This is a genomic window from Amnibacterium sp., assembly GCF_036559085.1.
Taxonomy (GTDB): domain Bacteria; phylum Actinomycetota; class Actinomycetes; order Actinomycetales; family Microbacteriaceae; genus Amnibacterium.
Genome location: NZ_DATBTU010000061.1, coordinates 1 through 23,923 on the forward strand (window position 1 = coordinate 1; position 23,923 = coordinate 23,923).

The following is a 23,923-nucleotide window of genomic DNA, read 5'->3' on the forward strand; positions in this document are numbered from 1 at the left end:
AAGTGGCAACTCACGCGTCATGGTGGGACGGGAACGACGAAGGGCCCGTCCCCCTCGCGGGGAACGGGCCCTTCGTTCAGGTCCTACGGCGCCCTACGGCGTCAGTTGTAGGTGCCCGGGGTGTAGTCGTCGCTCGAGAACGAGTCGAAGTCGACGAACGACAGGTCGGCGTCGTTGAACACCGGCTCGTCACCGAAGGACCGCAGCGGGTAGCGCTCGGCCTTCGCCTCCTCCGTCGGCTCCACCTTCACGTCGCGGTACCGGGGAAGACCGGTGCCGGCCGGGATCAGCTTGCCGATGATCACGTTCTCCTTGAGGCCGAGCAGCGGATCGGACTTGCCGTCCATCGCCGCCTGCGTGAGCACCCGGGTGGTCTCCTGGAAGGAGGCCGCCGACAGCCACGACTCGGTCGCCAGCGAGGCCTTGGTGATACCCATGACCTCCTGACGGGCCGACGCCGTCTTCTTGCCCTCGGCGAGCGCGGCCCGGTTGACCTCCTGGTAGCGCGACCGGTCCACGAGCTCGCCCGGGAGCAGGTCGGTGTCCGCGTGGTCGACCACGGTCACCTTGCGCAGCATCTGCCGAACGATGACCTCGATGTGCTTGTCGTGGATCGGCACGCCCTGGCTGCGGTAGACGCCCTGGACGCCGTCGACGAGGTGCTGCTGCACGGCGCGGACGCCCTTGACGCGCAGCACCTCCTTCGGGTCCACGGAGCCGACGTGCAGCTGCTGGCCGAGCTCGACGTGCTGCCCGTCCTCGATGAGGAGGGTGGCGCGCTTCAGCACCGGGTAGGCGTGCGGCTCGTCGCCGTTGTCGGGGGTCAGGATCAGCTTGCGCTGACGGTCCGTGTCCTCGATGGTGACGACACCGGCCGCCTCGGCGATCGGCGACGCGCCCTTCGGGGTGCGGGCCTCGAACAGCTCCTGCACGCGGGGCAGACCCTGCGTGATGTCGTCGGCCGACGCCACACCACCGGTGTGGAAGGTGCGCATCGTGAGCTGGGTGCCCGGCTCGCCGATGGACTGCGCCGCGATGATGCCGACGGCCTCACCGATGTCGACGAGCTTGCCCGTGGCGAGCGACCGGCCGTAGCAGGCCGCGCACACGCCGACGGCGGACTCGCAGGTCAGGACCGAGCGCACCTTGATGTGCTCGACACCCGCCTCGACGAGCTTCGCGATCAGCACGTCGCCGACGTCCTCGCCGGCAGTGGCGAGCACCTCGCCCGCCTCGCTGACCACGTCGGTCGCGAGCGTGCGCCCGTAGACCGAGTTCTCGACGTTCTCGCTGGTCGAGAGGTCGAGGCCGCGGGAGGTGCCGCAGTCGTCCTCACGGATGATGACGTCCTGGCTCACGTCGACGAGACGACGGGTGAGGTACCCGGAGTCCGCCGTGCGGAGCGCGGTGTCGGCGAGGCCCTTGCGCGCGCCGTGGGTGGAGATGAAGTACTCCGCCACCGTCAGGCCCTCGCGGTACGAGTGCACGATCGGGCGGGGGATGATCTCGCCCTTCGGGTTCGACACGAGGCCGCGCATACCGGCGATCTGGCGGACCTGCATCCAGTTGCCGCGGGCGCCCGAGGACACCATGCGGTTGATGTTGTTGCTGGCCGGGAGGTTGTCCTCCATCGCGCGGGCCACCTCGGCGGTCGCGCGGTTCCAGATCTCGATGAGCTCCTGGCGCCGCTCGGCGTCGGTGGTGAGACCGGTCTCGTACTGGCTCTGGACCTTCGCGGCCTGCTTCTCGTAGCCCTCGAGGATCTTGGCCTTGCTCGGCGGCGTGAGCACGTCGGACAGCGCGACGGTCACACCGGACCGGGTGGCCCAGTAGAAGCCGGCGTCCTTGATGCGGTCGAGCGTCGCCGCGACCTCCACCTTCGGGTACCGCTCCGCCAGGTCGTTCACGATCGCGGAGATCGCGCCCTTGTCCGCGAGCACGTCGACGAACGGGTAGTCCGTCGGCAGCGTCTCGTTGAACAGGGCCCGGCCGAGGGTGGTCTCGAGCAGGATCGGCTCCGCGATGGTGCCGTCGTCGTTGCGGGCGACGCCCTCAGCGGTGCCGGCGGCCGGGACGATGCCGCCGAGGCGGATCTTCACCTTGGCGTTGAGGTCGAGCGTGCCCGAGTCCTTCGCCATGATCGCCTCGGAGACCGACGAGAACACGCGGCCCTCGCCGATCGCCCCCGGCTTGACCGTGGTCAGGTGGTGCAGGCCGATGATCATGTCCTGGCTGGGCAGGGTCACCGGGCGGCCGTCGGACGGCTTCAGGATGTTGTTCGACGCGAGCATCAGGATGCGCGCCTCGGCCTGGGCCTCGACGGACAGCGGCAGGTGCACGGCCATCTGGTCGCCGTCGAAGTCGGCGTTGAACGCCGAGCAGACGAGCGGGTGCAGCTGGATCGCCTTGCCCTCCACGAGCTGCGGCTCGAACGCCTGGATGCCGAGACGGTGCAGCGTGGGCGCACGGTTCAGCAGCACGGGACGTTCGCGGATGATCTCCTCGAGCACGTCCCACACCTGCGGACGCGAGCGCTCCACCATCCGCTTCGCGGCCTTGATGTTCTGCGCGTGGCTCAGGTCGATGAGGCGCTTGATGACGAACGGCTTGAACAGCTCGAGCGCCATCTGCTTCGGCAGACCGCACTGGTGCAGCTTCAGCTGCGGGCCGACCACGATGACCGAACGGCCGGAGTAGTCGACGCGCTTGCCGAGCAGGTTCTGGCGGAACCGGCCCTGCTTGCCCTTCAGCATGTCGGAGAGCGACTTCAGCGCCCGGTTGCCGGTGCCCGTGACGGGACGGCCGCGGCGGCCGTTGTCGAACAGCGCGTCGACGGCCTCCTGGAGCATCCGCTTCTCGTTGTTCACGATGATCTCGGGCGCGCCGAGGTCGAGCAGACGACGGAGCCGGTTGTTCCGGTTGATGACGCGGCGGTACAGGTCGTTCAGGTCGGAGGTCGCGAAGCGGCCACCGTCCAGCTGGACCATCGGGCGCAGCTCCGGCGGGATCACCGGGACGACGTCGAGCACCATGGCGGCCGGCGAGTTGCCGGTCTGCAGGAACGAGTTGACGACCCGGAGGCGCTTGATCGCGCGGATCTTCTTCTGGCCCTTGCCCTCGGCGATCTGCTGGTGCAGCAGGTCGCTCTCAGCCTGGAGGTCGAACGCCTCGAGACGCTTCTTGATCGCCTCGGCGCCCATGTAGGCCTCGAAGTAGGTGCCGTAGCGGTCCACGAGCTCGTTGTAGATCGCGTCCTCGGGCTTGAGGTCGCCGACCTTCAGGTTGCGGAAGTCGTCCCACACCCGCTCGAGCGCCGAGACCTGGTCGTCGAAGGCACGACGGATCTGGCCCATCTCCTTCTCGCCCACGTCCTTGGTGCGGCGCTTCTGGTCGCTCTTGGCGCCCTCCTCCTCCAGCGCGGCGAGGTCGGTCTCGAGGCGCTGCAGACGGTCGTTGATCCGCGCGTCGCGCTGATCGGTGAGCGTCTTGATCTCGAGGCGGAGCTCGTTCTCGAGGTCGGGGAGGTCGTCGTGACGGCCCTCCTCGTCCACGTCGATGATCATGTACGCCGCGAAGTAGATGACCTTCTCGAGGTCCTTCGGCGCCATGTCGAGGAGGTAGCCGAGCCGGCTCGGCACACCCTTGAAGTACCAGATGTGCGTGACGGGCGCGGCGAGCTCGATGTGGCCCATCCGCTCGCGGCGGACGGCGGACTTGGTGACCTCCACCCCGCAGCGCTCGCAGACGATGCCCTTGAAGCGGACGCGCTTGTACTTGCCGCAGGAGCACTCCCAGTCGCGGGAGGGCCCGAAGATCTGCTCCCCGAAGAGGCCGTCCTTCTCCGGCTTCAGGGTGCGGTAGTTGATGGTCTCCGGCTTCTTGACCTCGCCGTAGGACCAGCGACGGATGTCGTCGCCGGTGGCGAGACCGATACGGAGCTCATCGAACGTGGTGACGTCGAGCACTGAATCTCTTCTCTATCTGATTCGTCTAATGCGTCTGGTGGTGGCCGGGATCAGATGTCGTCGATGGACGACGACTCGAACCGGGCGGAGATGTTGATCCCGAGCTCCTCGGCGGCACGGAAGACCTCGTCATCCGTGTCGCGGAGGGAGACCGCGGTGCCGTCGGCGGCGAGCACCTCGACGTTCAGGCAGAGGGACTGCATCTCCTTGATGAGCACCTTGAAGGACTCGGGGATACCGGGCTCCTGGATGTTCTCGCCCTTGACGATCGCCTCGTACACCTTGACGCGGCCGAGGATGTCGTCGGACTTGATGGTGAGCAGCTCCTGCAGCGCGTACGCCGCGCCGTAGGCCTCGAGCGCCCACACCTCCATCTCACCGAAGCGCTGACCGCCGAACTGCGCCTTCCCACCGAGCGGCTGCTGGGTGATCATCGAGTACGGGCCGGTCGAGCGGGCGTGGATCTTGTCGTCCACCAGGTGGTGCAGCTTCAGGATGTACATGTAGCCGACGCTCACCGGGTCCGGGAACGGCTCACCGGAGCGGCCGTCGAACAGCTGCGTCTTCCCGGTGGAGTCGATCAGGCGCTCGCCGTCGCGGTTGAGGTTCGTCGAGTCGAGCAGACCCGCGATCTCCTCCTCCAGCGCACCGTCGAAGACCGGGGTGGCCAGCTTGCTGCCCGCGGGCGCGCTGTGCGCGGCCTTGGGGAGACGACCGGCCCACTCGGGCGAGCCCTCGACCTGCCAGCCCTGCTTGGCGACCCAGCCGAGGTGCGTCTCGAGCACCTGGCCGAAGTTCATCCGGCCAGGGATGCCGAGCGGGTTCAGGACCACGTCGACCGGGGTGCCGTCCGCGAGGAACGGCATGTCCTCGACCGGCAGGATCTTCGAGATGACGCCCTTGTTGCCGTGACGGCCGGCGAGCTTGTCACCCTCGGTGATCTTGCGCTTCTGGGCGATGTAGACGATGACGCGCTGGTTCACGCCGGAGCCGAGCTCGTCGTCGTTCTCCGCGGAGAACTCCTTGACCGCGATGACCGTGCCCTGCTCGCCGTGCGGCACCTTCAGGGACGTGTCGCGGACCTCGCGGCTCTTCTCGTTGAAGATCGCGCGGAGCAGGCGCTCCTCGGCCGACAGCTCGGTCTCGCCCTTCGGCGTGACCTTGCCGACCAGGATGTCGCCGGGGCTGACCTCGGCGCCGATGCGGATGATGCCGCGCTCGTCGAGGTCCGCCAGCAGGTCGGGCGCCACGTTCGGGAGGTCGCGGGTGATCTCCTCCTTGCCGAGCTTGGTGTCGCGGGCGTCGACCTCGTACTCCTCGATGTGGATCGAGGAGAGGACGTCGTCCTTCACCAGGTTCTGGCTGAGGATGATCGCGTCCTCGAAGTTGTGGCCCTCCCACGGCATGAACGCGACGAGGAGGTTCTTGCCGAGCGCGAGCTCGCCGTTCTCCGTCGCCGGGCCGTCCGCGATGACCTCGCCGACCTCGACGCGCTGACCGGCGTCCACGATCACCCGGTGGTTGTACGACGTGCCCTGGTTGGAGCGGTCGAACTTCCGCAGGTAGTAGGACTCCGTGCCGCCGTCGTCGAGCTGGACGACGACCAGGTCGGCCGACACCTCGCTGACGACGCCGGCGTTGTTCGCGGTGACCACGTCACCGGCGTCGATGGCCGCGTAGCCCTCCATGCCGGTGCCGACGACCGGGCTCTCGCTGCGCAGCAGCGGGACGGCCTGGCGCTGCATGTTCGCGCCCATGAGGGCGCGGTTCGCGTCGTCGTGCTCGAGGAACGGGATGAGGGAGGTCGCGACCGACACCATCTGGCGCGGGGAGACGTCCATGTAGTCGACGCGGTCCTTGTCGACGAGCTCCACCTCGCCGCCCTTCGGGCGGACCAGCACCTGGTTCTCCGCGAAGGAGAAGTCGGGGTTCAGCGGAGCGTTCGCCTGCGCGACGAGGTACTCGTCCTCCTCGCTCGCGGTGAGGTAGTGGATGTCGTCGGTGACGACCCCGTTCTCCACGCGGCGGTACGGCGTCTCGATGAAGCCGAACGAGTTGATCCGCGCGAACGACGCGAGCGAACCGATCAGGCCGATGTTCGGGCCTTCCGGCGTCTCGATCGGGCACATGCGGCCGTAGTGGCTCGGGTGCACGTCGCGGACCTCGACGCCGGCGCGCTCACGGGACAGACCACCGGGGCCCAGCGCCGACAGGCGGCGCTTGTGGGTCAGGCCCGCGAGCGGGTTGTTCTGGTCCATGAACTGCGACAGCTGGCTGGTGCCGAAGAACTCCTTGATCGCGGCCACGACGGGGCGCACGTTGATCAGGGTCTGCGGGGTGATCGCCTCGATGTCCTGCGTGGTCATCCGCTCGCGGACGACGCGCTCCATCCGGGACAGGCCCGTGCGGACCTGGTTCTGGATGAGCTCGCCGACCGCACGGATGCGCCGGTTGCCGAAGTGGTCGATGTCGTCCACGTCGAGCCGGATGTCGGCGGGCTGGCCCTCGCGGACGCCCTCGATCGCCCAGGTGCGCTCGCCGACCTGCTTCACGCCGGGGGCGGAGGTGTCGTGGAGCGCGACGAGGTAGCGGATCGTCGCGATGATGTCGTCGACCGTGAGGACGCTGTCCGTGAGGGGCGCCTCGATGCCGAGCTTCCGGTTGATCTTGTACCGGCCGACCTTCGCGAGGTCGTAGCGCTTCGGGTTGAAGTAGAAGTTGTCGAGGAGCGCACGCGCGGCCTCGGCGGCGACCTGCTCGCCCGGACGGAGCTTGCGGTAGATGTCCTTGAGCGCCTCGTCCTTCGTGAGGATGTTGTCCTTCTCGAGGGTGAGCTCGATGGACGAGAAGCCGTTGAAGGCCTCGAGGATCTCCTCGCTGGTGAGGCCGAGGGCCTTCAGGAAGACGGTGACGGACTGCTTGCGCTTGCGGTCGATGCGCACGCCGACCTGGTCGCGCTTGTCGATCTCGAACTCGAGCCAGGCACCACGGCTCGGGATGATGCGGGCCGAGTAGACGTCCTTGTCGGAGGTCTTCTCCTGCTGGCGCTCGAAGTAGACGCCCGGCGAGCGGACGAGCTGGCTCACGACGACACGCTCGGTGCCGTTGATGATGAAGGTGCCCTTGTCGGTCATGAGGGGGAAGTCGCCCATGAAGACCGTCTGGGTCTTGATCTCACCCGTGAGGTGGTTCATGAACTCGGCCTCGACGTACAGCGGGGCGGCGTAGGTCTTGCCGCGCTCCTTGCACTCCTCGAGCGTGTACTTCTTCTCCTCGAGGAACGGGTTCGTGAAGCTCAGCTGCATCGTCTCGCTGAGGTCCTCGATCGGGGAGATCTCCTCGAAGATCTCCTCGAGCCCGCTCTGGGCGGGGAGGTCGGTTCGGCCGGCGGCCTCGGCCTCGGCGACGCGGGCCTTCCAGGCGTCGCTGCCGACCAACCAGTCGAAGCTCTCCGTCTGGAGAGCCAGCAGGTCGGGGACCGTGAGGGTGTCGGTGATCTTCGCGAAGGAGAGGCGGGACGCCCCTCGACCGTTCAGAGGAGTGGTGGCGTCAGGCGCAGAAACCAAGGAGATTGGACCTTTCGGTCAGGACCGAGCGCGCTGCGCGATCCTGATTCCTGTCGTGTCGGTTAGGAGAAGCGGCGTGTCCGCGCGCTCGTGACCGTCCGGGCACCGGCCTGCCTCGCGGGACGAGGGGCGGGCACACGGGATCGCCGACCGCAATATGAGGGCGAGAAGTCGATTGGTGGCAGGGGCCGACCAGTGAGCGCAAGGATCCACTATAGGCACAGAAACACCCGGTGTCCAGCGCGGTGCTTGACCATGTTCCCGTACCTGCGCTATAACCGCGCGGGCGCTCCCCGTCTTCCCGCTCCGGAGCCCGGTTCCGAGCGGATGTCCTAGGGTCCCAGCCATGGCGACGTCGGACTCCGTGCTGCTCGACGGCGGCATGGTGGCGACCATCGAGCGGGACCGCTGGCAGCCCGATCGCTACGAGCTCGTGGTCGGCGGCACGCCGCAGTCGAGCGTGAACCCCTCGGATCCGACCGACCTCGCGTTCGAGTACGTCGCCCGCATCGGGCACGTGATCGACACGCTCGGCGACCCCGGCTCCCCGATCACCGCGGTGCACTTCGGCGCCGGCGCGCTCACGCTGCCGCGCTACATCGCCTGGACCCGCCCGGGATCGCGGCAGCAGGTGATCGAGCTCGAGCGGGCGCTCGTCGATCTCGTCCGCGAGCGCCTCCCGCTGCCCAAGCAGGCCTCCATCCGCATCCGCTACGGCGACGCGCGGGAGGTGGCCGAGCGGATGCCGGAGGGGCTGCTCGGCGCGGCCGACCTGGTCGTGGTCGACGTGTTCGCCGGGGCGACCATCCCGAAGCAGGTCACGAGCGTGGAGTTCTACCGACTGGCCGCGCGGCTCCTCAAGCCGGGCGGGGTGCTCACGGTGAACGTCGCCGACGGCGCAGGCCTGCGGTTCGCCCGCAGCCAGCTCGCGACGGTCCGCGCGGTGCTGCCGGCGGTCGTCGCGATCGCGGAGCCGCAGGTGCTGAAGGGCCGGCGCTTCGGCAACGTCGTCATCGTCGGCTCCCTCGAGCCGCAGCCGTTCGACTGGCTGCCGCGGCTGCTCGCCGCCGGCCCGCATCCGGCGCAGGCGGTGGACGGCGACACGCTCGCGACCCTCATCGGCGGCACCCCGGTGGTCACGGACGCGACCTCGACCGGCTCCCCGGAGCCCGACCGGGGCATCTTCCTCGAGCGCTGAGGCGCCCGTCCGGCGAAACGGCGCCGCGCGGCGTGTCGTCGTCCGCCCGCGCGCTTATCGTTCGTCGTGATGACGGATGCGCACCAGGTCGAAGCCCTCGCCGCGGAGCTCTTCGCGATCCACCTGCCGAGCGGCGGATGGCGCTTCGGCCTCGACAACGCACGCCGCCGCGCAGGCGCATGCGACTACCGGGGCAGGCGCATCACGGTCTCGAAGCACCTCGTCTCGACCGGGACGATCGAGGAGGTGCGCCAGGTGCTGCTGCACGAGATCGCGCACGCCCTCGCCGGCTCACGGGCGGCGCACGGGCCCCGCTGGCGTGCGACCGCGCAGCGCATCGGCTACGAGGGCGGCCGGCTGCACACCAAGGCGATCGCGGACGACCTGGCGCCGTGGGTCGGCACCTGTCCCTCGGGGCACGAGCACGTGCGGTTCCGGCGGCCGTCCGCGCCGCTGTCGTGCGGCATCTGCGCCCGGCGGTTCACGGCCGCGGCGCTCATCACGTGGGAGCGGCGGGAGGACCGGGCGCGGGTCGGCGTGTGACGGCTCGTGCCGCGTGTAGGGGGATGTGCCGCAGGTCGGGGCAGGAGCGCAGATTCGGCCTACACGCGGGAGCAAGTCCTACGGCCGGGACCGTGATGCCCGCGGGCGCGTCGGGTGGCGCTGGCCGGGGCATCGGTGCTCGATGGCGCGAGGTGGCGGCATCCGTGTGCCCGGTGAAGGCATGGATGTGAGGGGGGCGGAGCCTGCGTCGGTCTCGTTTCGAGGCGTGCTCGTGACCGGCGTAGGGGGTTGTGCCTCGTGTAGGGCCACGAGCGCCGATTCGGCCTACGGGCGGGACGGATGCCTACTCCGGGACGGCGGGTGCCCTCTGCCCGTCGGCAACGGAGGATCTCGTCGTGATCGGAGGACCAGCACTCGGTGCCGGTCCTCCGATGGAGACAGGGTCCTCCGGTAGCGACGGCCGGACGGTGGGTCCGCGTCAGTCCGTGACGCGGACCTCCTTCCAGAAGGCCACGTAGTGGCTGAAGTCCGCGCCGACGCGGTCGAACGCGGTGGGGTACGGCGTCGGATAGCTCCACGCGCGGTCCTGCAGCCGCTCGCCGTCCGTGCTGACGGTGAAGTACTGGCACTCGCCCTTCCAGGGGCAGGTGTAGGGCGTCGGGCTCTTCTCGAGGAACTCGCTCCGCACGCTCGACGGCGGGAAGTAGTAGTTGCCCTCGATGCGGAGCAGCTCCTCCTTCGGCGCCTCCGCGATCACGGTGTCACCCAGCACGGCCTTCATTCGTAGAACCTCCTGACGTGGGGCGGAACGCGCCCTGCATCACTGCAACCACGGACGAGCCCGGGTGTTCCCGCAGGCCTGCTGACCCCGTGGGGCAGCGGAGCCGTCGATACTGTCCCCCATGCGGATGACCGTGATGCTGAAGGAACGCCTCGAGACCCGCCCCGAAGCCGCCTGGCGCGCGCTGCGCTCCCCCACCGTCATGCGCGAGGTCGCCGGACCGTGGCTCGGCTACTCCTCGCTCGAGGACGGCGGCTTCCCGTCGATCTGGGACGAGGGATCGCATCCGGTGCAGATCCTCGCCGCCGGCTCGGTGCCGGTGGGCGTGCAGGAGATCGGCATCAGCCTCGACACCGAGCGGCACCGCGGCGTGCGGATCGTGCGCGACGCCGGTGCCGGCGTCTCCGGCCTCCCCGGCACCTTCCGGTCCTGGTACCACCGGATGGCCGTCGCCCCGCATCCGGACGACCCGAACGCGACCCTGTACCGCGACCGGCTCGAGTTCGACGCCGGCCCGGGCACCCCGGCGATGTGGCCCGGCATGTGGGCGCTCTGGCAGTGGCGCGGCCTCCGGCTGAAGCAGCTCGCGCCGTCGTTCGACGAGCTCCCGCCCGAGCAGGCCGACGACGCCCGCTGAGCGCGGCTACCGGTGCAGGACCGCGAGCACCGCGGTCGCGCCGTTGACGAGGACCGCCAGCACCGTCAGCCAGATGAGGCCGCCCTTGCGTGAGCCCTTCACGATGAGCAGCACGACGAGCACCACCTCGAGCACGACCGCGAGGTAGAGCACCGGGATCGTCGTGGAGACGAGCTGCTGCACGGGCTGGAACGAGGCGACGACCAGCAGCAGGCCGAGCACCAGCTCGAGCACCGCGAGCGCCGCGCCGCCGCCGGCCTTGCGGAACCGGAAGCCGGCATCCACGACGGCGAGCACACCGCCGGCCACGGCGAGCGCCGGGATGCCGACGGGCAGCACGATCACGGGGGCGGCCTGGAGGAGGGCGGTCGTCAGAGTGGGCACGGCCGCCGAACCTACCGACGGCGAGCGGACCCGCCTCGGCGAACCGCCGTCAGCCCAGGACGCCCACGGATGCGAGCGCCGCGCGGACGAGCGCCCCGCGCCCGCCCTCCATCTCCCGCAGCACGGCGTCGCTCGACGCCTCCTCCGGGGTCATCCAGGTGAGCTCGAGGGCGTCCTGCCGCGGGTCGCAGGTGCCGGTCACCGGCACGACGTAGGCGAGGGCGACGGCGTGCTGCCGCTCGTCGCTGAACTGGGTGATGCTCGGCGTCGGGAAGTACTCGGCGACCTGGAACGGCACCGGGCTGGCGGGCAGCTGCGGGAACGCCATCGGGCCGAGGTCCTTCTCGAGGTGCCGGAAGAGCGCGTCGCGGAGGGTCTCCCCGTACATCACGCGGCCGGAGACGATCGTGCGGGCGATGGTGCCGCTCATCCCGACTCGCAGGAGCAGGCCGATCTCCGTGACCCGTCCCATGCCGTCCACCCGCACCGGCACGGCCTCCACGTACAGCAGCGGAAGGCGCCGGCGGATCTGCGCCAGCTCGTCGTCGCCGAGCCAGCCCGGGCTCGGATCGGGGGTTCCCACGGTGCTCACGCCCCTTTTCTACCCGCCCGGGCGCGTCGCGGCGGTCTCCGCGGCCGTTCGGAGAGCACTGGCAGGATCCGCAGCATGCGGATCGACGGCGACGCGGCCCTCTGGGCCGGCCCCTCGGAGGCGGATTCCCTCCTCCTGCTGCTGCACGGACGAGGCGCGGACGAGCGGGACCTGCTGCCGGTCGCGGAGCGGCTCGGGGTGCCCGACCGGATCGTCGCGCTGCGCGGCCCGGTCCCCTCGCAGGGCGGCCGGGCGTGGGCCGAGGCGACCCCGACGCCCGACGGCGACAGCGCCGTGGCGCCCGCCGGCGACGCGGTGCTCGACTGGCTGGACCGACTGCCCGGGACCGCGCCGAAGCGGATCCGCGTGCTCGGCTTCTCGCAGGGCTGCGCGGTGGCGCTGCAGCTGCTCCGGTCGGCCCCCGACCGGTTCGAGCGCGTCGTGATGCTGTCCGGCTTCGTCGCCGAGGTCGGCGGTCCCGCGGATGCGGCCCTCGCCGCACGCAGGCCGCCGGTGTTCTGGGGGCGCGGCACGATCGATCCCGTCATCCCGGCCGCTGCCATCGCCCGCACGAGGACGTGGCTCCAGGCGCACACGACGCTGACCGCCCGGGAGTACCCGATGCTCGGTCACGGGGTCGCCGAGGCCGAGCTCGCCGACGTCGCGGCCTTCCTGGCCTCCTGACGTTCCTGGCCTCCTGACCCGCGCAGCGCTGTCGGCGCGGCGGGGGAGAATCCCCTGACCATGCCCGATGTGCTCGACGAGTTCGGCGCCGCGACCCGCGAATGGTTCGCCGGCGCCTTCCGCGCGCCCACCGCGGCGCAAGCGGGGGCATGGTCCGCGATCGCCCAGGGCCGGCACGCGCTCGTCGTCGCGCCGACCGGATCGGGCAAGACCCTCGCCGCGTTCCTCTGGGCGATCGACCGGCTCGCGCACCGCGACCCGACGGAGCCGTCCGGCACCCGCGTGCTGTACGTCTCGCCGCTGAAGGCGCTCGCCGTCGACGTCGAACGGAACCTCCGCAGCCCGCTCGTCGGCGTCACCCAGACCGCGAAGCGGCTCGGCACGAACCCACCGTCGATCCGTGTCGGCGTGCGCTCCGGCGACACCCCGCAGGCGGAGCGGCGGGCCTTGTCGACCGACCCGCCCGAGATCCTCATCACGACGCCCGAGTCGCTGTTCCTCATGCTCACCTCGCAGGCGCGCGAGACGCTGCGGAACGTCGGCACCGTCATCGTCGACGAGGTGCACGCCGTGGCCGCCACGAAGCGCGGCTCGCACCTCGCCCTGTCGCTGGAGCGCCTCGACGCGCTCCTCGAGAAGCCCGCGCAGCGCATCGGGCTGTCCGCCACCGTGAAGCCGGTCGAGGAGGTGGCCCGCTTCCTCGGCGGCCGCTCCCCCGTCACCGTCGTGGCGCCGAAGGCGCAGAAGACCTTCGACCTCTCCGTCGTGGTGCCCGTCGAGGACATGTCCGACCCCGACCTCGGCAGCGGATGGCCCAAGGACGACGCCGGGCCCCGCGAGGGATCCGCCGCCGGAGCGGTGTTCGACCCCGACGACCCGCTGCCGCCCCGCACCGGATCGATCTGGCCCCACGTCGAGTCCGCCATCACCGACCTCGTCCTCCAGCACCGCTCCTCGATCGTGTTCGCGAACTCGCGACGGCTCGCGGAGCGCCTCACCGCGCGGCTCAACGAGGAGTACGAGGAGCGGCTCCAGCGGGAGGTCGCGGAGGAGACCGAGACCGCCGAGGAGCTCGCGATGGTGGGCGCCATCGCCCCGCGCGGCACGGCCGCCGCGGTCGCGACGCCGGCGCAGAGCGGATCGACGCGGGGCGCGAGCGAGCTGCTCGCGCGGGCGCATCACGGCTCCGTCAGCAAGGAGCAGCGCGCGGTCATCGAGGACGACCTGAAGTCGGGGCGTCTCCGCTGCGTCGTCGCCACCTCCAGCCTCGAGCTCGGCATCGACATGGGCTCCGTCGACCTCGTGGTGCAGGTCGGCGCGCCGCCCTCGGTCGCGAGCGGCCTGCAGCGGGTCGGCCGCGCCGGCCACCAGGTCGGCGAGATCAGCACCGGCGTCGTCTTCCCGACCCATCAGTCCGACCTCATCCACGCCGCCGTCGCCGCCGACCGGATGGTGCGCGGCGAGATCGAGTCGCTGCGGGTCCCCGCGAACCCGCTCGACGTGCTCGCCCAGCAGACGGTCGCGGCCGTCGCGCTGGACACGATCGACGTCGAGGCGTGGTTCGACGTCGTCCGGCGCAGCGCGCCGTTCGCCGCGCTCCCCCGCAGCGCCTACGAGGCCGTGCTCGACCTGCTCGCCGGTCGCTACCCCTCCGACGAGTTCGCGGAGCTGCGGCCGCGGATCGTCTGGGACCGCGACGCCGGCACGATCACCGGCCGCCCCGGGGCGCAGCGGCTCGCGGTGACCTCCGGCGGCACGATCCCGGACCGCGGCCTCTTCGGCGTCTTCCTCGTCGGCGGCGACAAGGGCGGGGCCAGGGTCGGCGAGCTCGACGAGGAGATGGTCTACGAGTCGCGGGTCGGCGACGTCTTCAGCCTCGGCGCCACGAGCTGGCGCATCCAGGAGATCACCCACGACCGCGTCAACGTGCTCCCCGCGTTCGGTGAGCCAGGGCGCGTGCCGTTCTGGCGGGGCGACGGCCTCGGCCGCCCCGTCGAGCTCGGCCGCGCGGTCGGCGCGTTCCAGCGCACCCTCGCCGCGGCGGGCGCGGAGGATGCGGCGGGCATCGCCGAGCGGATCGGGCTCGACGAGCGGGCCGTGCGCAACCTCGTGCGCTTCGTCGGCGAGCAGGCCGAGGCCACCGGCAGCGTGCCGAGCGACCGCACGCTCGTGCTCGAGCGGTTCCGGGACGAGCTCGGCGACTGGCGGATCGTCCTGCATTCCCCGTACGGCATGCAGGTGCATGCCCCGTGGGCGCTCGCCATCAACGCCCGCCTCGCCGAGCGCTACGGCATCGACGGCGGCGCGACCGCGGCCGACGACGGCATCGTGCTGCGCATCCCCGACACGGATGCCGAGCCGCCGGGCGCCGACCTCGTCGCCTTCGATCCCGACGAGCTCGAGTCCATCGTCACGACGGAGGTCACCGGGTCGGCGATCTTCGCGTCGCGCTTCCGCGAGTGCGCCGCACGGGCCCTGCTGCTGCCCCGCTACAACCCCGCCCGCCGGTCCCCGCTCTGGCAGCAGCGGCAGCGCGCGTCGCAGCTGCTCGACGTGGCGAAGAAGTACCCGACCTTCCCGATCATCTTCGAGTCCATCCGCGAGGTGCTGCAGGACGTCTACGACCTTCCCGCGCTGAAGGAGCTCGCGGCGAAGCTCGAGTCGCGGGCGGTGCGCGTCGTCGAGGTCGAGACGCCGACTGCGTCACCGTTCGCGCGGAGCCTGCTGTTCAGCTACGTCGGCGGGTTCATGTACGAGGGGGACAGCCCCCTCGCGGAGCGGAAGGCGCAGGCCCTCGCGCTCGACTCGACGCTGCTGTCCGAGCTGCTCGGCCGGGTGGAGCTGCGCGAGCTGCTCGATCCGGCGGTGCTCGAGCGCATCGAGCAGGAGCTGCAGCGGCTCGACCCGGACCGTCGGCTGAAGGGCGTGGAGGGCGCCGCCGACCTGCTGCGGCTGCTCGGGCCGCTCACGGTGGACGAGGTCGCCGCGCGGCTCGACGACGGCGAGGGCTCGGCCGTCTCCCCAGCCGACGCCGGGGCGCTGCTGCAGGAGCTGGTGGACACCCGCCGCGCCATCCCGGCTCAGTGGGCGGGCACCGACTGGTTCGCTGCGATCGAGGACGCGAGCCGACTGCGCGACGCCCTTGGGGTGCCGCTGCCGATCGGCGTTCCCGTCGCGTTCGTCGAACCCGTCGCGGATCCGCTCGGCGACCTGGTCGGCCGCTACGCCCGCACGCACGCGCCCTTCGCCGCGCAGACCGCGGCGGCGCGGCTCGGCCTCGGGGTCGCCGTCGTCACCGACACGCTGCGGCGGCTGGCCGACGAGCGCCGCGTCACCGAGGGCGAGTTCCGGCCGGGCGGCAGCGGATCCGAGTGGTGCGACGTCGAGGTGCTGCGCCGCCTCCGCCGCCGGTCCCTCGCCGCCCTGCGGCGCGAGGTGGAGCCGGTCGATCAGGGGGCGTTCGCCCGGTTCCTGCCCGAGTGGCAGCACGTCACCGGCGGCGGCCGCGGACCGCTGAGCGGCGTCGACGGGGTCGCGCAGGTGATCGAGCAGCTCGCCGGCGTGCCCGTCCCCGCATCCGCGTGGGAGTCCCTCGTGCTGCCGGCCCGTGTGCGGGACTACCGGCCGGGGATGCTCGACGAGCTCACCGCGACCGGTGAGGTGGTCTGGTCGGGAGCCGGCCGCATCGCGGGCAACGACGGCTGGGTCGCGCTCCACCTCGCCGACACGCTCCCCCTCACGCTGCTGGTCACCGAGGAGTCCGAGCACTCGGCGCTGGAGCTCGAGGTGCTCACCGCGCTCGGCGGCGGTGGCGCCTTCTTCTTCCGGCAGCTCGCCGACACGGTCGGTGCCACGGATGACGGCAAGCTCCAGGAGGCGCTCTGGAACCTCGTCTGGGCCGGCCTCGTGACCAACGACACCTTCGCGCCGGTCCGCGCCCTGACCGGCAGCGGCGGGAGCGCCCATCGCGCGCCGCAGCGCACCCCTCGGGCGCGGGTGTATCGAGGTCGGGGGCGGCCGATCATGCCGGCACGGCAGGGGCCGCCGACCGCCGCCGGCCGGTGGGCGATCCTGCCGCTGCCCGAGGACGACACCACCGTCCGGGCCGCGGCGGCGGCCGAGTTCCTCCTCGACCGCTACGGCGTCGTCACCCGCGGCTCGGTGCAGTCGGAGCAGGTGCCGGGCGGCTTCGCGCTCGTCTACAAGACGCTCGCCGGGCTCGAGGAGGCCGGCCGCGCCCGCCGTGGCTACTTCGTGGAGCACCTCGGCGCCGCGCAGTTCTCGACCTCCGGCACGATCGACCGGCTCCGCTCCTTCAACCGCGACGCCGACGAGCCGCCGGCCGAGCCGGTCACGGTCTGCCTCGCCGCGACGGATCCGGCGAACCCGTACGGCGCCGCGCTCCCCTGGCCGCCGGCCGAGACCGAGGGCGGCCACCGGCCCGGCCGCAAGGCCGGTGCGCTCGTCGTGCTCGTCGACGGCGCCCTCGTCGCCTACCTCGAGCGGGGCGGCCGAACGGTGCTGCTGTTCACCGACGACGAAGCGGCGCTGCGGGCGACGGCCGAGGCGCTGGCCGCGACCGTCCGCGGACGCGGCGTCGCGGGGCTCACGATCGAGAAGATCGATGGCGTCTTCGCCCTCGGCACCCCCTTCGGCGGCGTGCTCGAGCAGGCGGGCTTCAGCCCGAACCCGAAGGGGATGCGGCTCCGTGGCTGATCGGTGCCGCCGTGCCTGAGGGCGACACCGTCTACCGCACGGCGAAGAACCTCGGCTCCGCCCTGACGGGGGCCGTCCTCACCGTCTGCGACGTGCGCGTGCCCCGCTACGCGACCGTCGACCTCACCGGCGAGACCGTCGACTCCGTGGCCAGCCGCGGCAAGCACCTGCTGATCCGCACCGATTCGAGCGTTCTCCACTCCCACCTGAAGATGGAGGGCGCCTGGCACCTCTACCGCACCGGCACGCGCTGGCGACGCCCGGCGTTCGAGGCCCGCATCGTGCTGCGGACCGAGGGCTGGCAGGCCGTCGGCTTCGCCCTCGGCACCCTCGAGATCCTGCCCCGCGACCAGGAGGAGGACGTCGTCGGCTACCTCGGCCCCGACCTCCTCGGCCCGGACTGGGATGCGGACGAGGCCCTGCGGCGCCTGCAGCGGGCCCCCGACCGTGCGGTCGGGCTTGCGCTGCTCGACCAGCGCAACCTCGCCGGGATCGGGAACGTGTACCGCAACGAGCTCTGCTTCCTCCGCGGGGTGCTGCCGACCCGGCCGGTGGCCGAGGTGCCCGACCTGCCGCGGATGGTCGAGCTCGCGAAGCGGTCCCTCGAGGCGAACAAGAACCGGGTGAAGCGGACGCTGACCGGCGACACCCGGGACGGCCGGCAGGACTGGGTCTACGGGCGCGCCGGCCGGCCCTGCCGCCGGTGCGGCACCCGGATCGAGGGCGGGACGCTCGGGGACCCGGTGCGGCAGGGCCGTGGCGCCACCGACCGGGACATCTACTGGTGCCCCCGCTGCCAGCACTGACCCCGTGCAGGGACGCGGATGCGGCGGATACCGTTCTCGGCATGGCGAGCACCGGCACCCCCGCCACGGTCGCGCTGACCCGGCTGCGCATCCCGTTCACCGCCCATCCCTACCAGCACGAGCCGGGCGGGGGCGCCTACGGGCTCGAGGCGGCGGCGGCGCTCGGGGTCGACCCGGCACGGGTCTTCAAGACCCTGGTCGTGGCCGCGGACGACCGGCTCGTAGTGGCCGTCGTGCCCGTCTCGACGACCCTCGACCTGAAGGCGCTGGCGCATGTGGCCGAGGCGAAGCGCACCGCCCTCGCCGACCCCGCCGTCGCGGAGCGACGCACCGGCTACGTCGTCGGCGGTATCAGCCCGGTCGGGCAGCGCTCCCGCCTGCCGCTCTTCCTCGACGAATCGGCGCTCGCGCATCCGACCGTGTACGTCTCCGGCGGACGGCGCGGCTTCGACATCGAGCTCACCCCGGCGGATCTGCTGGCGGCGACCGGCGGCCGCACCGCCGCGATCGGCCGATGAGCGGGCGCGGGTGGCCGGTCGCGGTCGTCGCGATCGGGGCCGCGGTCGGCGGCGCGGTGCTGCTCGAGCGCCGACGCCGGCGGTGGGTGACGGTGCTGACGAACCGCATCCCCGCCCATCACGTGCACTGGCGGGGCCGCGGGAAGGCGCAGCCCGGCAGCCTGCTCTACGTCGCCCTCGGCGACTCCGCCGCCCTGGGCATCGGCGCGAGCGCACCCGAGGCCGGCTACGTCGGCATCCTCGCCGAGGCCATCGCCGAGCGCACCGGTCGCCAGGTGCGCGTGCGTAACCTCTCCATCGACGGCGCGACCCTCGGCGTCGTGATCCGGGACGAGCTCCACCGGCTCGACGGGCTGGAGCCGGACATCGTCACCCTCGGCATCGGCGCCAATGACATCTGGGCGTTCGACCCGGTGCGCTTCCGCGAGGAGTACACGCGGATCTGCGATCGCCTGCCGCCCGGCACCCTCGTGTCGGAGCTGCCGAGCTTCAGCGTGCTGCCCGTCGCGCGGCGCGCTCGCCAGGCGAACCGCATCATCCGCGAGGTCGCCGCGGAGCACGGGTTCTGGGTGGCGCCGCTCTACTCCGTGACCGGCGTCGGCGGGTTCCTCGACGCGCTCCGCGGGGCCGCGGGCGACCTCTTTCATCCGAACGACCGCGGCCACCGGCGATGGGCGGACGCGTTCCTGCCCGGCGTGCTCGCGCGCCTCGACCGCACCCCCGGCTGACACGCCGTCGCGGCCCGCGCGGAGGCGCGGGAATGCCCCCAGAACGGGCCGATCCTCGCCTGACACGGGGTCGGGGGCGTCGTACCGGTAGACTCGGGATCGGCGCGTTCATCGCGCCGTGCGTCGACAGCAGCGATCCACGCCCCGCCATCCCACCCGGATGTCGTCTCGGGGGCTTCCGCCCGCGTCGGTCGGCGCGACGACGTGCCGTCCGGCACGCTCGCCTCCCGCATCGCCGCGCATCAGCGGCATGCCCCGCCGGAAAGCCTCTCCATGACTTCGTCCTTCGCCGCGCTCGGCGTCCCCGCTCGTCTCGTCACCGCCCTCGCGGCGACGGGCATCGACGCGCCCTTCCCCATCCAGGAGGCGACGCTGCCCGACAGCCTCGCCGGCCGCGACGTGCTCGGCCGCGGCCGCACGGGCAGCGGGAAGACCCTCGCCTTCGCGCTCCCCATCGTCGCCCGCCTCGCGGGCCGGCTCGCCGGCGGCTCGCGCCGCTCCGGCCGTCCGCTCGCCCTCGTGCTCGCCCCCACCCGGGAGCTGGCCACGCAGATCGCCGCGGTGATCGAGCCCCTCGCCGGCGCCACCGGCCTCACCGTGACGACCGTCTTCGGCGGCGTCTCGCAGCAGCGCCAGGTGGCTGCCCTGAAGGCCGGCGTCGACATCCTCGTCGCCTGCCCCGGCCGCCTCGAGGACCTCCTCAAGCAGCGGATGCTCACCCTCGACGCCGTCGAGGTCACCGTGCTCGACGAGGCCGACCACATGGCCGACCTCGGCTTCCTGCCCGTGGTCACGCGCCTCATGGCCGCGACGCCCGCCGGTGGGCAGCGCCTCCTGTTCTCCGCGACGCTCGACAACGGCGTGGACAAGATCGTGAGCCGCTTCCTCAGCCGCCCCGTCACGCACGCCGTCGACGACGCCACCTCGCACGTCGACGCCATGTCCCACGCGGTGTTCGAGGTGGACGGCGCGGATGCGAAGCGCCGGGTCCTCGAGGCCCTCGCCTCGGGCGCCGAGCGCCGGATCCTGTTCGTGCGCACCAAGCACGTCGCGAAGAAGCTCGCGAAGCAGCTCGCCGCCTCCGGCATCGCCGCCGCGGACCTGCAGGGCAACCTGTCGCAGGGCGCGCGCGACCGCAACCTCGCCGCGTTCAGCGACGGATCCGTCCGCGTGCTGGTCGCGACCGACGTCGCCGCCCGTGGCGTGCACGTCGACGACGTCGCGCTCGTCGTGCACGTCGACCCGCCCACCGAGCACAAGGCGTACCTGCACCGCTCGGGCCGCACGGCCCGCGCCGGTTCGGCCGGCACAGTGGTGACGCTCGTGCTGCCCGAGCAGCGCCGCGACGTCGCCACCTTGCTGAAGAAGGCCGGCATCACCGTCACGCCGGAGTCGGTCACCGCCGAGTCCGCGAGCGTCGAGCGCCTCGTCGGCGAGCGCGCGCCGAAGGTCGCGCCGCCCGCCGTCGCGCCCGTCCAGCAGCAGCAGCGCCGCGCGCCGCAGAACCGTGCCGCAGCACCCGCTCGCGGCGGCGACCGCGGTCGCGCCGGTGGCCAGGGCCGTCAGGGCGCGCCCGGCCGCCAGGGCGGGCAGCCCGGCCGCCAGGGCTCCGGCCGGACCCGCGACGCCGCACCCGCCTCGCGCGGCGGCCGCGGCGCCGGCGGCCAGGGCCGTCCGGCTGCCTCCGGCAGCCAGACGCGCTGGTCGAGCCGCTGACCGCAGCGCCCCTCGGCTAGGAGGCGGCGAGGGCGCTCGTCCTCGCCGCCACCGGCCGTCCCGCATCCGGGCCGGCCAGCAGCCGGTCCGCCGCGCGCGCGGCGACGGCCATGATCGTGAGCGCCGGGTTCGCGCTGCCCTGCGTCGGCAGCACGCTGCCGTCGGTGATGAACAGGTTCTCCACCGCGAAGCTCCGGCAGTCGCCGTCCACGACGCCCTCCTCGGGACGTGAGCCCATCCGCGCCCCTCCGACGAGGTGCGCGTACCGGTCGATCGTCACGACCTCGTCGGCGCCCGCCGCCTTCAGGATCCGCTCCATCACCGTCGTGGCCGCCTTCACGAGCTGCTTGTCGTTCTCGCACTGCGAGTAGGCGAAGTGGGCGACCGGCATGCCGTTGCGGTCCTGCTCGTCCGCGAGCGTCACCCGGTTGTCGGCCTGGGGCAGGAACTCGCACAGGGCGCCGAGGCACGCCCAGTGCACGTAGTCGCTCATGTAGTTGCGGAACTCGGCACCCCAGTGGCCCTGCGCCATGATGTGCTCCGCCCAGGTGATCGGCAGCGGCGAGACCGTCTGGATCGAGAAACCCCGCTTGTACGGCTTCGACGGATCCGTCTCGTAGAACTCCTCCGTGCTCACCTCGGGCGGGGGCGCCTTGTACATCCGCACCTCCGCCTCGAACCGGCCGCCGGTCTGCGGGGCACCCTGCACCATCAGGTAGCGGCCGACGAGGTCGTGGTCGTTGCAGAGCCCGTCGGGGAACCGCTTCGAGGCCGAGTTGAGCAGCAGGCGCGGCGTCTCGATCGAGTAGCCGGCGATCGCCACGGCCCGTGCCCGCTGGAAGCGCTGCCTGCCGCCGCGCACGTAGTGCACGCCCGTCGCACGGCCGGTGCGCTCGTCGACCTCCACGCGGGTCACCATCGAGTCCGCGCGGATCTCGACCCCGTGCGCGAGGGCGTCGGGCAGGTGCGTGATGAGCGGTGAGGCCTTCGCGTTCACCTTGCAGCCCTGCAGGCAGAAGCCGCGGTAGATGCAGTGCGGCCGGTGCCCGAACCGGCCGTTGGTGATCGCCACCGGCCCGACCCTGGCCTCGATGCCCGCCGCCTCGGCGCCGCGGAGGAACAGCTCGCCGTTGCCCCCGACCGGATGCGGCCGGTAGGGGTAGTCGTGCGGGTCGCCCCAGGGCCAGTGCTGCCCCGACACCGGCAGCTCGGCCTCCATCTGCTCGTAGTACGGCCGGAGATCCTCGTACGCGAACGGCCAGTCGGCGCCGACGCCGTCGTTCGTCGCCGTGCGGAAGTCGCTCGGGTGGAACCGCGGGGTGTAGCCGGCGTAGTGCACCATCGATCCGCCGACGCCCCGGCCCGAGTTGTTCGACCCGAGCGGCACGGGGTCCGCGCCGCCGATCTGGCGCGGCTCCGTCCAGTACAGCTGGTGGGAGCCCGCCTCGTCGCTCACCCAGTCCTGCTCGGGGTTCCAGAAGGGGCCGGCGTCGAGCACCACGATGCGCCACCCGCCGCGAGCGAGTCGCTGCGCGAGGGTGCTGCCGCCGGCGCCCGCGCCGACGATCACGAGGTCCACCTCGTCCTCGTCGTGGAAGCGCCGCATCCGCTCCCGCAGCCCTTCGTCGATCCCACCCCTCGGCGTGAGCAGCCATGCGGACTCGTTCCGTGCCCGTACCGCGAGCGTCATCCGTGCCTCTCCGCCACCGGATCGTCCGACGGCCGCGCGTCACGCACCTCGAAGGGCTCGCGCTTGTCGACCCCGCGGTTCTTGTAGCCGCGGGGATAGGCGGGCCCGGGGAACCCGATCTCGTTCCAGGCCTCGGGGTGGGAGTAGAACGCGGTCGCGGCGTACCGGGTCCACAGGCTCCAGACCTGCTTCGGCGGCATGCCGTGCCAGCGCTCGCCCTCCCAGGCGTGCACCGCGGCCAGCAGCTCGCGCTGCTCCCCCAGCGAGCAGTCGGCGAACCCGCGTCCGTACCGCTGCTGCGCGTCCTCGTCGATGCCGGCCAGGGTGTCCCGCCAGGCCTGGTCGTCCTGCGGCATGGTGTCGTAGTGCCAGCCGTCCGTCTCGCGCTCCGCCAGGCGGGCGTCGACCATCCGCACCAGCTGGATCCGGTGCGGATCGAGGTCGTCGTCCTGCCCCATCAGCCGGTCGAGCAGACAGGTCGCGACCGCCTCCTCCCCCGGGGTGAAGAAGCGGATGGGCGCCGCCGAGTGCACCCGCGAGAGCACGGTCGATCGCGTCGCGTCGTCCCAGTGGTCCTGCTCCGCGAGCACGTCGAAGCCGGGGAACCGCGTCGTGCGCTCGCCTGGAGGGACGCGGCCGCCGCCGTTCATGGCTCTCGCCGCAGGACCGCGGCGAGCAGCCCCATGCCGCCGACCAGGGTGACGAGGAGCGGGGCCAGCAGGGGCGGCCCCATCTCCATGTTGTAGCGGAACTCCTTCCAGCCGCCCGGCTTGTTGCCGATGCCCTGGGCGTGCAGCAGCGTGCCCTGCAGTCCGTTCGCGACGATGACCGCGGACGCCACCGGCAGCACGGTCTTCGCCATCCGGTGACTGGCCCAGCCCGCCACGCCCGCGGCGGCGCCGATCGGCCCCACCACGATGGGCGCCCACATCCACCGCCGGCCGAAGCTCGCCTTGTCGTGCTCGAAGAAGATCTCGACCGTCGTCACCACCGCCCCGACCGCGGTGAGCCCCGACAGCATCCGCTCGAACCTGCCGTGCCGCACATCGACGATCTCCCGCACCGCAAGCGCCGTCGCCCGGCGCACCGGTCTCGCTCGTCCTCGAGCCATGCGTCCTCCTGACCTCGATTCCGTTGTACCCCAGCAACGATCCGAGATCGCTGCGAGAACGCCGGAGGCCCCGACGCGAGCGGGACCGAGCTGCGCGGGCAGCCCTCAGGCGAGGATGCGGGACCCGACGGCGGCCACATCCGCACCGGCCCCGAGACGCCGAAGTCGCTGCAGCACTCGCAGGAGGTCACGTCACCCGACGAGGACCCCGAGGGGCCGGGCCGCAGCCCTCGTGACGACCCATCACGACGTCATCCGGCAGTGGGCGGAGGACCGCGAGGCGACCCCGGCGACCGTGCCCGGCACGGAGCACGGCGACCACCTGAC

17 protein-coding genes are annotated in these 23,923 nt (G+C 72.0%); 9 read left to right on the forward strand and 8 right to left on the reverse strand.

Going from position 1 to position 23,923, the window contains the following annotated elements; translation table 11 throughout:
- Positions 1–101: 101 nt before the first annotated feature.
- On the reverse strand, positions 102–3,965 hold the full coding sequence (locus VIG76_RS10905) for a DNA-directed RNA polymerase subunit beta' (protein ID WP_331954003.1): 3,864 nt from the start codon (positions 3,963–3,965) through the stop codon (positions 102–104).
- 50 nt (positions 3,966–4,015) lie between these two features.
- On the reverse strand, positions 4,016–7,531 hold the full coding sequence (rpoB, locus tag VIG76_RS10910) for a DNA-directed RNA polymerase subunit beta (RefSeq protein WP_331954005.1): 3,516 nt from the start codon (positions 7,529–7,531) through the stop codon (positions 4,016–4,018).
- A gap of 346 nt (positions 7,532–7,877) precedes the next feature.
- On the opposite strand from rpoB, the gene VIG76_RS10915 reads away from it, so the two are divergent.
- Together VIG76_RS10915 and VIG76_RS10920 are read left to right on the forward strand one after the other, a co-directional pair.
- Entirely contained in the window at positions 7,878–8,729 is an 852-nt protein-coding gene (locus VIG76_RS10915) for a spermidine synthase (RefSeq protein WP_331954007.1), read from the forward strand.
- Positions 8,730–8,798: 69 nt separating this feature from the next.
- Complete coding sequence (locus tag VIG76_RS10920) at positions 8,799–9,272, forward strand: SprT-like domain-containing protein (protein ID WP_331954009.1); 474 nt, start codon at positions 8,799–8,801, stop codon at positions 9,270–9,272.
- Positions 9,273–9,711: 439 nt separating this feature from the next.
- Here the strand turns inward: VIG76_RS10920 and VIG76_RS10925 are convergent, their stop codons facing one another.
- Positions 9,712–10,014: a DUF427 domain-containing protein gene (locus VIG76_RS10925; protein ID WP_331954011.1), complete on the reverse strand. Its 303-nt coding sequence runs from the start codon at positions 10,012–10,014 to the stop codon at positions 9,712–9,714.
- Positions 10,015–10,135: 121 nt separating this feature from the next.
- Here VIG76_RS10925 and VIG76_RS10930 point away from each other — a divergent pair, with 121 nt between their 5' ends.
- On the forward strand, positions 10,136–10,651 hold the full coding sequence (locus VIG76_RS10930) for a hypothetical protein (protein WP_331954012.1): 516 nt from the start codon (positions 10,136–10,138) through the stop codon (positions 10,649–10,651).
- A gap of 6 nt (positions 10,652–10,657) precedes the next feature.
- Here the strand turns inward: VIG76_RS10930 and VIG76_RS10935 are convergent, their stop codons facing one another.
- Together VIG76_RS10935 and VIG76_RS10940 are read right to left on the reverse strand one after the other, a co-directional pair.
- A complete protein-coding gene (locus tag VIG76_RS10935; protein ID WP_331954014.1) occupies positions 10,658–11,035 on the reverse strand; it encodes a hypothetical protein in 378 nt (125 codons plus the stop codon).
- Between the two features lie 49 nt (positions 11,036–11,084).
- Positions 11,085–11,627 carry an NUDIX hydrolase family protein gene (locus VIG76_RS10940; RefSeq protein ID WP_331954016.1) on the reverse strand — a complete coding sequence of 181 codons (543 nt, stop codon included), beginning with the start codon at positions 11,625–11,627 and terminating at the stop codon, positions 11,085–11,087.
- 75 nt (positions 11,628–11,702) lie between these two features.
- Here VIG76_RS10940 and VIG76_RS10945 point away from each other — a divergent pair, with 75 nt between their 5' ends.
- The 6 genes from VIG76_RS10945 to VIG76_RS10970 all read left to right on the forward strand — a co-directional run bounded on the left by VIG76_RS10945 (position 11,703) and on the right by VIG76_RS10970 (position 20,795).
- A complete protein-coding gene (locus VIG76_RS10945; protein ID WP_331954018.1) occupies positions 11,703–12,311 on the forward strand; it encodes an alpha/beta hydrolase in 609 nt (202 codons plus the stop codon).
- A gap of 60 nt (positions 12,312–12,371) precedes the next feature.
- A complete protein-coding gene (locus VIG76_RS10950; protein ID WP_331954020.1) occupies positions 12,372–17,027 on the forward strand; it encodes an ATP-dependent helicase in 4,656 nt (1,551 codons plus the stop codon).
- 11 nt (positions 17,028–17,038) lie between these two features.
- Positions 17,039–17,833 carry a DNA-formamidopyrimidine glycosylase family protein gene (locus VIG76_RS10955; protein WP_331954022.1) on the forward strand — a complete coding sequence of 265 codons (795 nt, stop codon included), beginning with the start codon at positions 17,039–17,041 and terminating at the stop codon, positions 17,831–17,833.
- Positions 17,834–17,874: 41 nt separating this feature from the next.
- Positions 17,875–18,351 carry a Cys-tRNA(Pro) deacylase gene (gene ybaK / locus VIG76_RS10960; RefSeq protein ID WP_331954024.1) on the forward strand — a complete coding sequence of 159 codons (477 nt, stop codon included), beginning with the start codon at positions 17,875–17,877 and terminating at the stop codon, positions 18,349–18,351.
- Positions 18,348–19,079, forward strand: coding sequence for an SGNH/GDSL hydrolase family protein (locus tag VIG76_RS10965; RefSeq protein WP_331954026.1), 732 nt, complete (start codon positions 18,348–18,350; stop codon positions 19,077–19,079). The genes ybaK and VIG76_RS10965 overlap by 4 nt, the downstream gene beginning before the upstream one ends.
- A gap of 273 nt (positions 19,080–19,352) precedes the next feature.
- Positions 19,353–20,795: a DEAD/DEAH box helicase gene (locus VIG76_RS10970; protein WP_331954028.1), complete on the forward strand. Its 1,443-nt coding sequence runs from the start codon at positions 19,353–19,355 to the stop codon at positions 20,793–20,795.
- Between the two features lie 16 nt (positions 20,796–20,811).
- Here the strand turns inward: VIG76_RS10970 and VIG76_RS10975 are convergent, their stop codons facing one another.
- From VIG76_RS10975 to VIG76_RS10985, 3 genes are read right to left on the reverse strand one after another with little or no spacing between them, the layout of a single operon-like run.
- Complete coding sequence (locus tag VIG76_RS10975; protein WP_331954030.1) at positions 20,812–22,485, reverse strand: GMC family oxidoreductase; 1,674 nt, start codon at positions 22,483–22,485, stop codon at positions 20,812–20,814.
- Entirely contained in the window at positions 22,482–23,135 is a 654-nt protein-coding gene (locus tag VIG76_RS10980) for a gluconate 2-dehydrogenase subunit 3 family protein (protein ID WP_331954032.1), read from the reverse strand. The genes VIG76_RS10975 and VIG76_RS10980 overlap by 4 nt, the downstream gene beginning before the upstream one ends.
- Entirely contained in the window at positions 23,132–23,596 is a 465-nt protein-coding gene (locus tag VIG76_RS10985) for a hypothetical protein (RefSeq protein ID WP_331954034.1), read from the reverse strand. Before VIG76_RS10985 ends, VIG76_RS10980 begins: the two co-directional genes overlap by 4 nt.
- Positions 23,597–23,923: the final 327 nt, after the last annotated feature.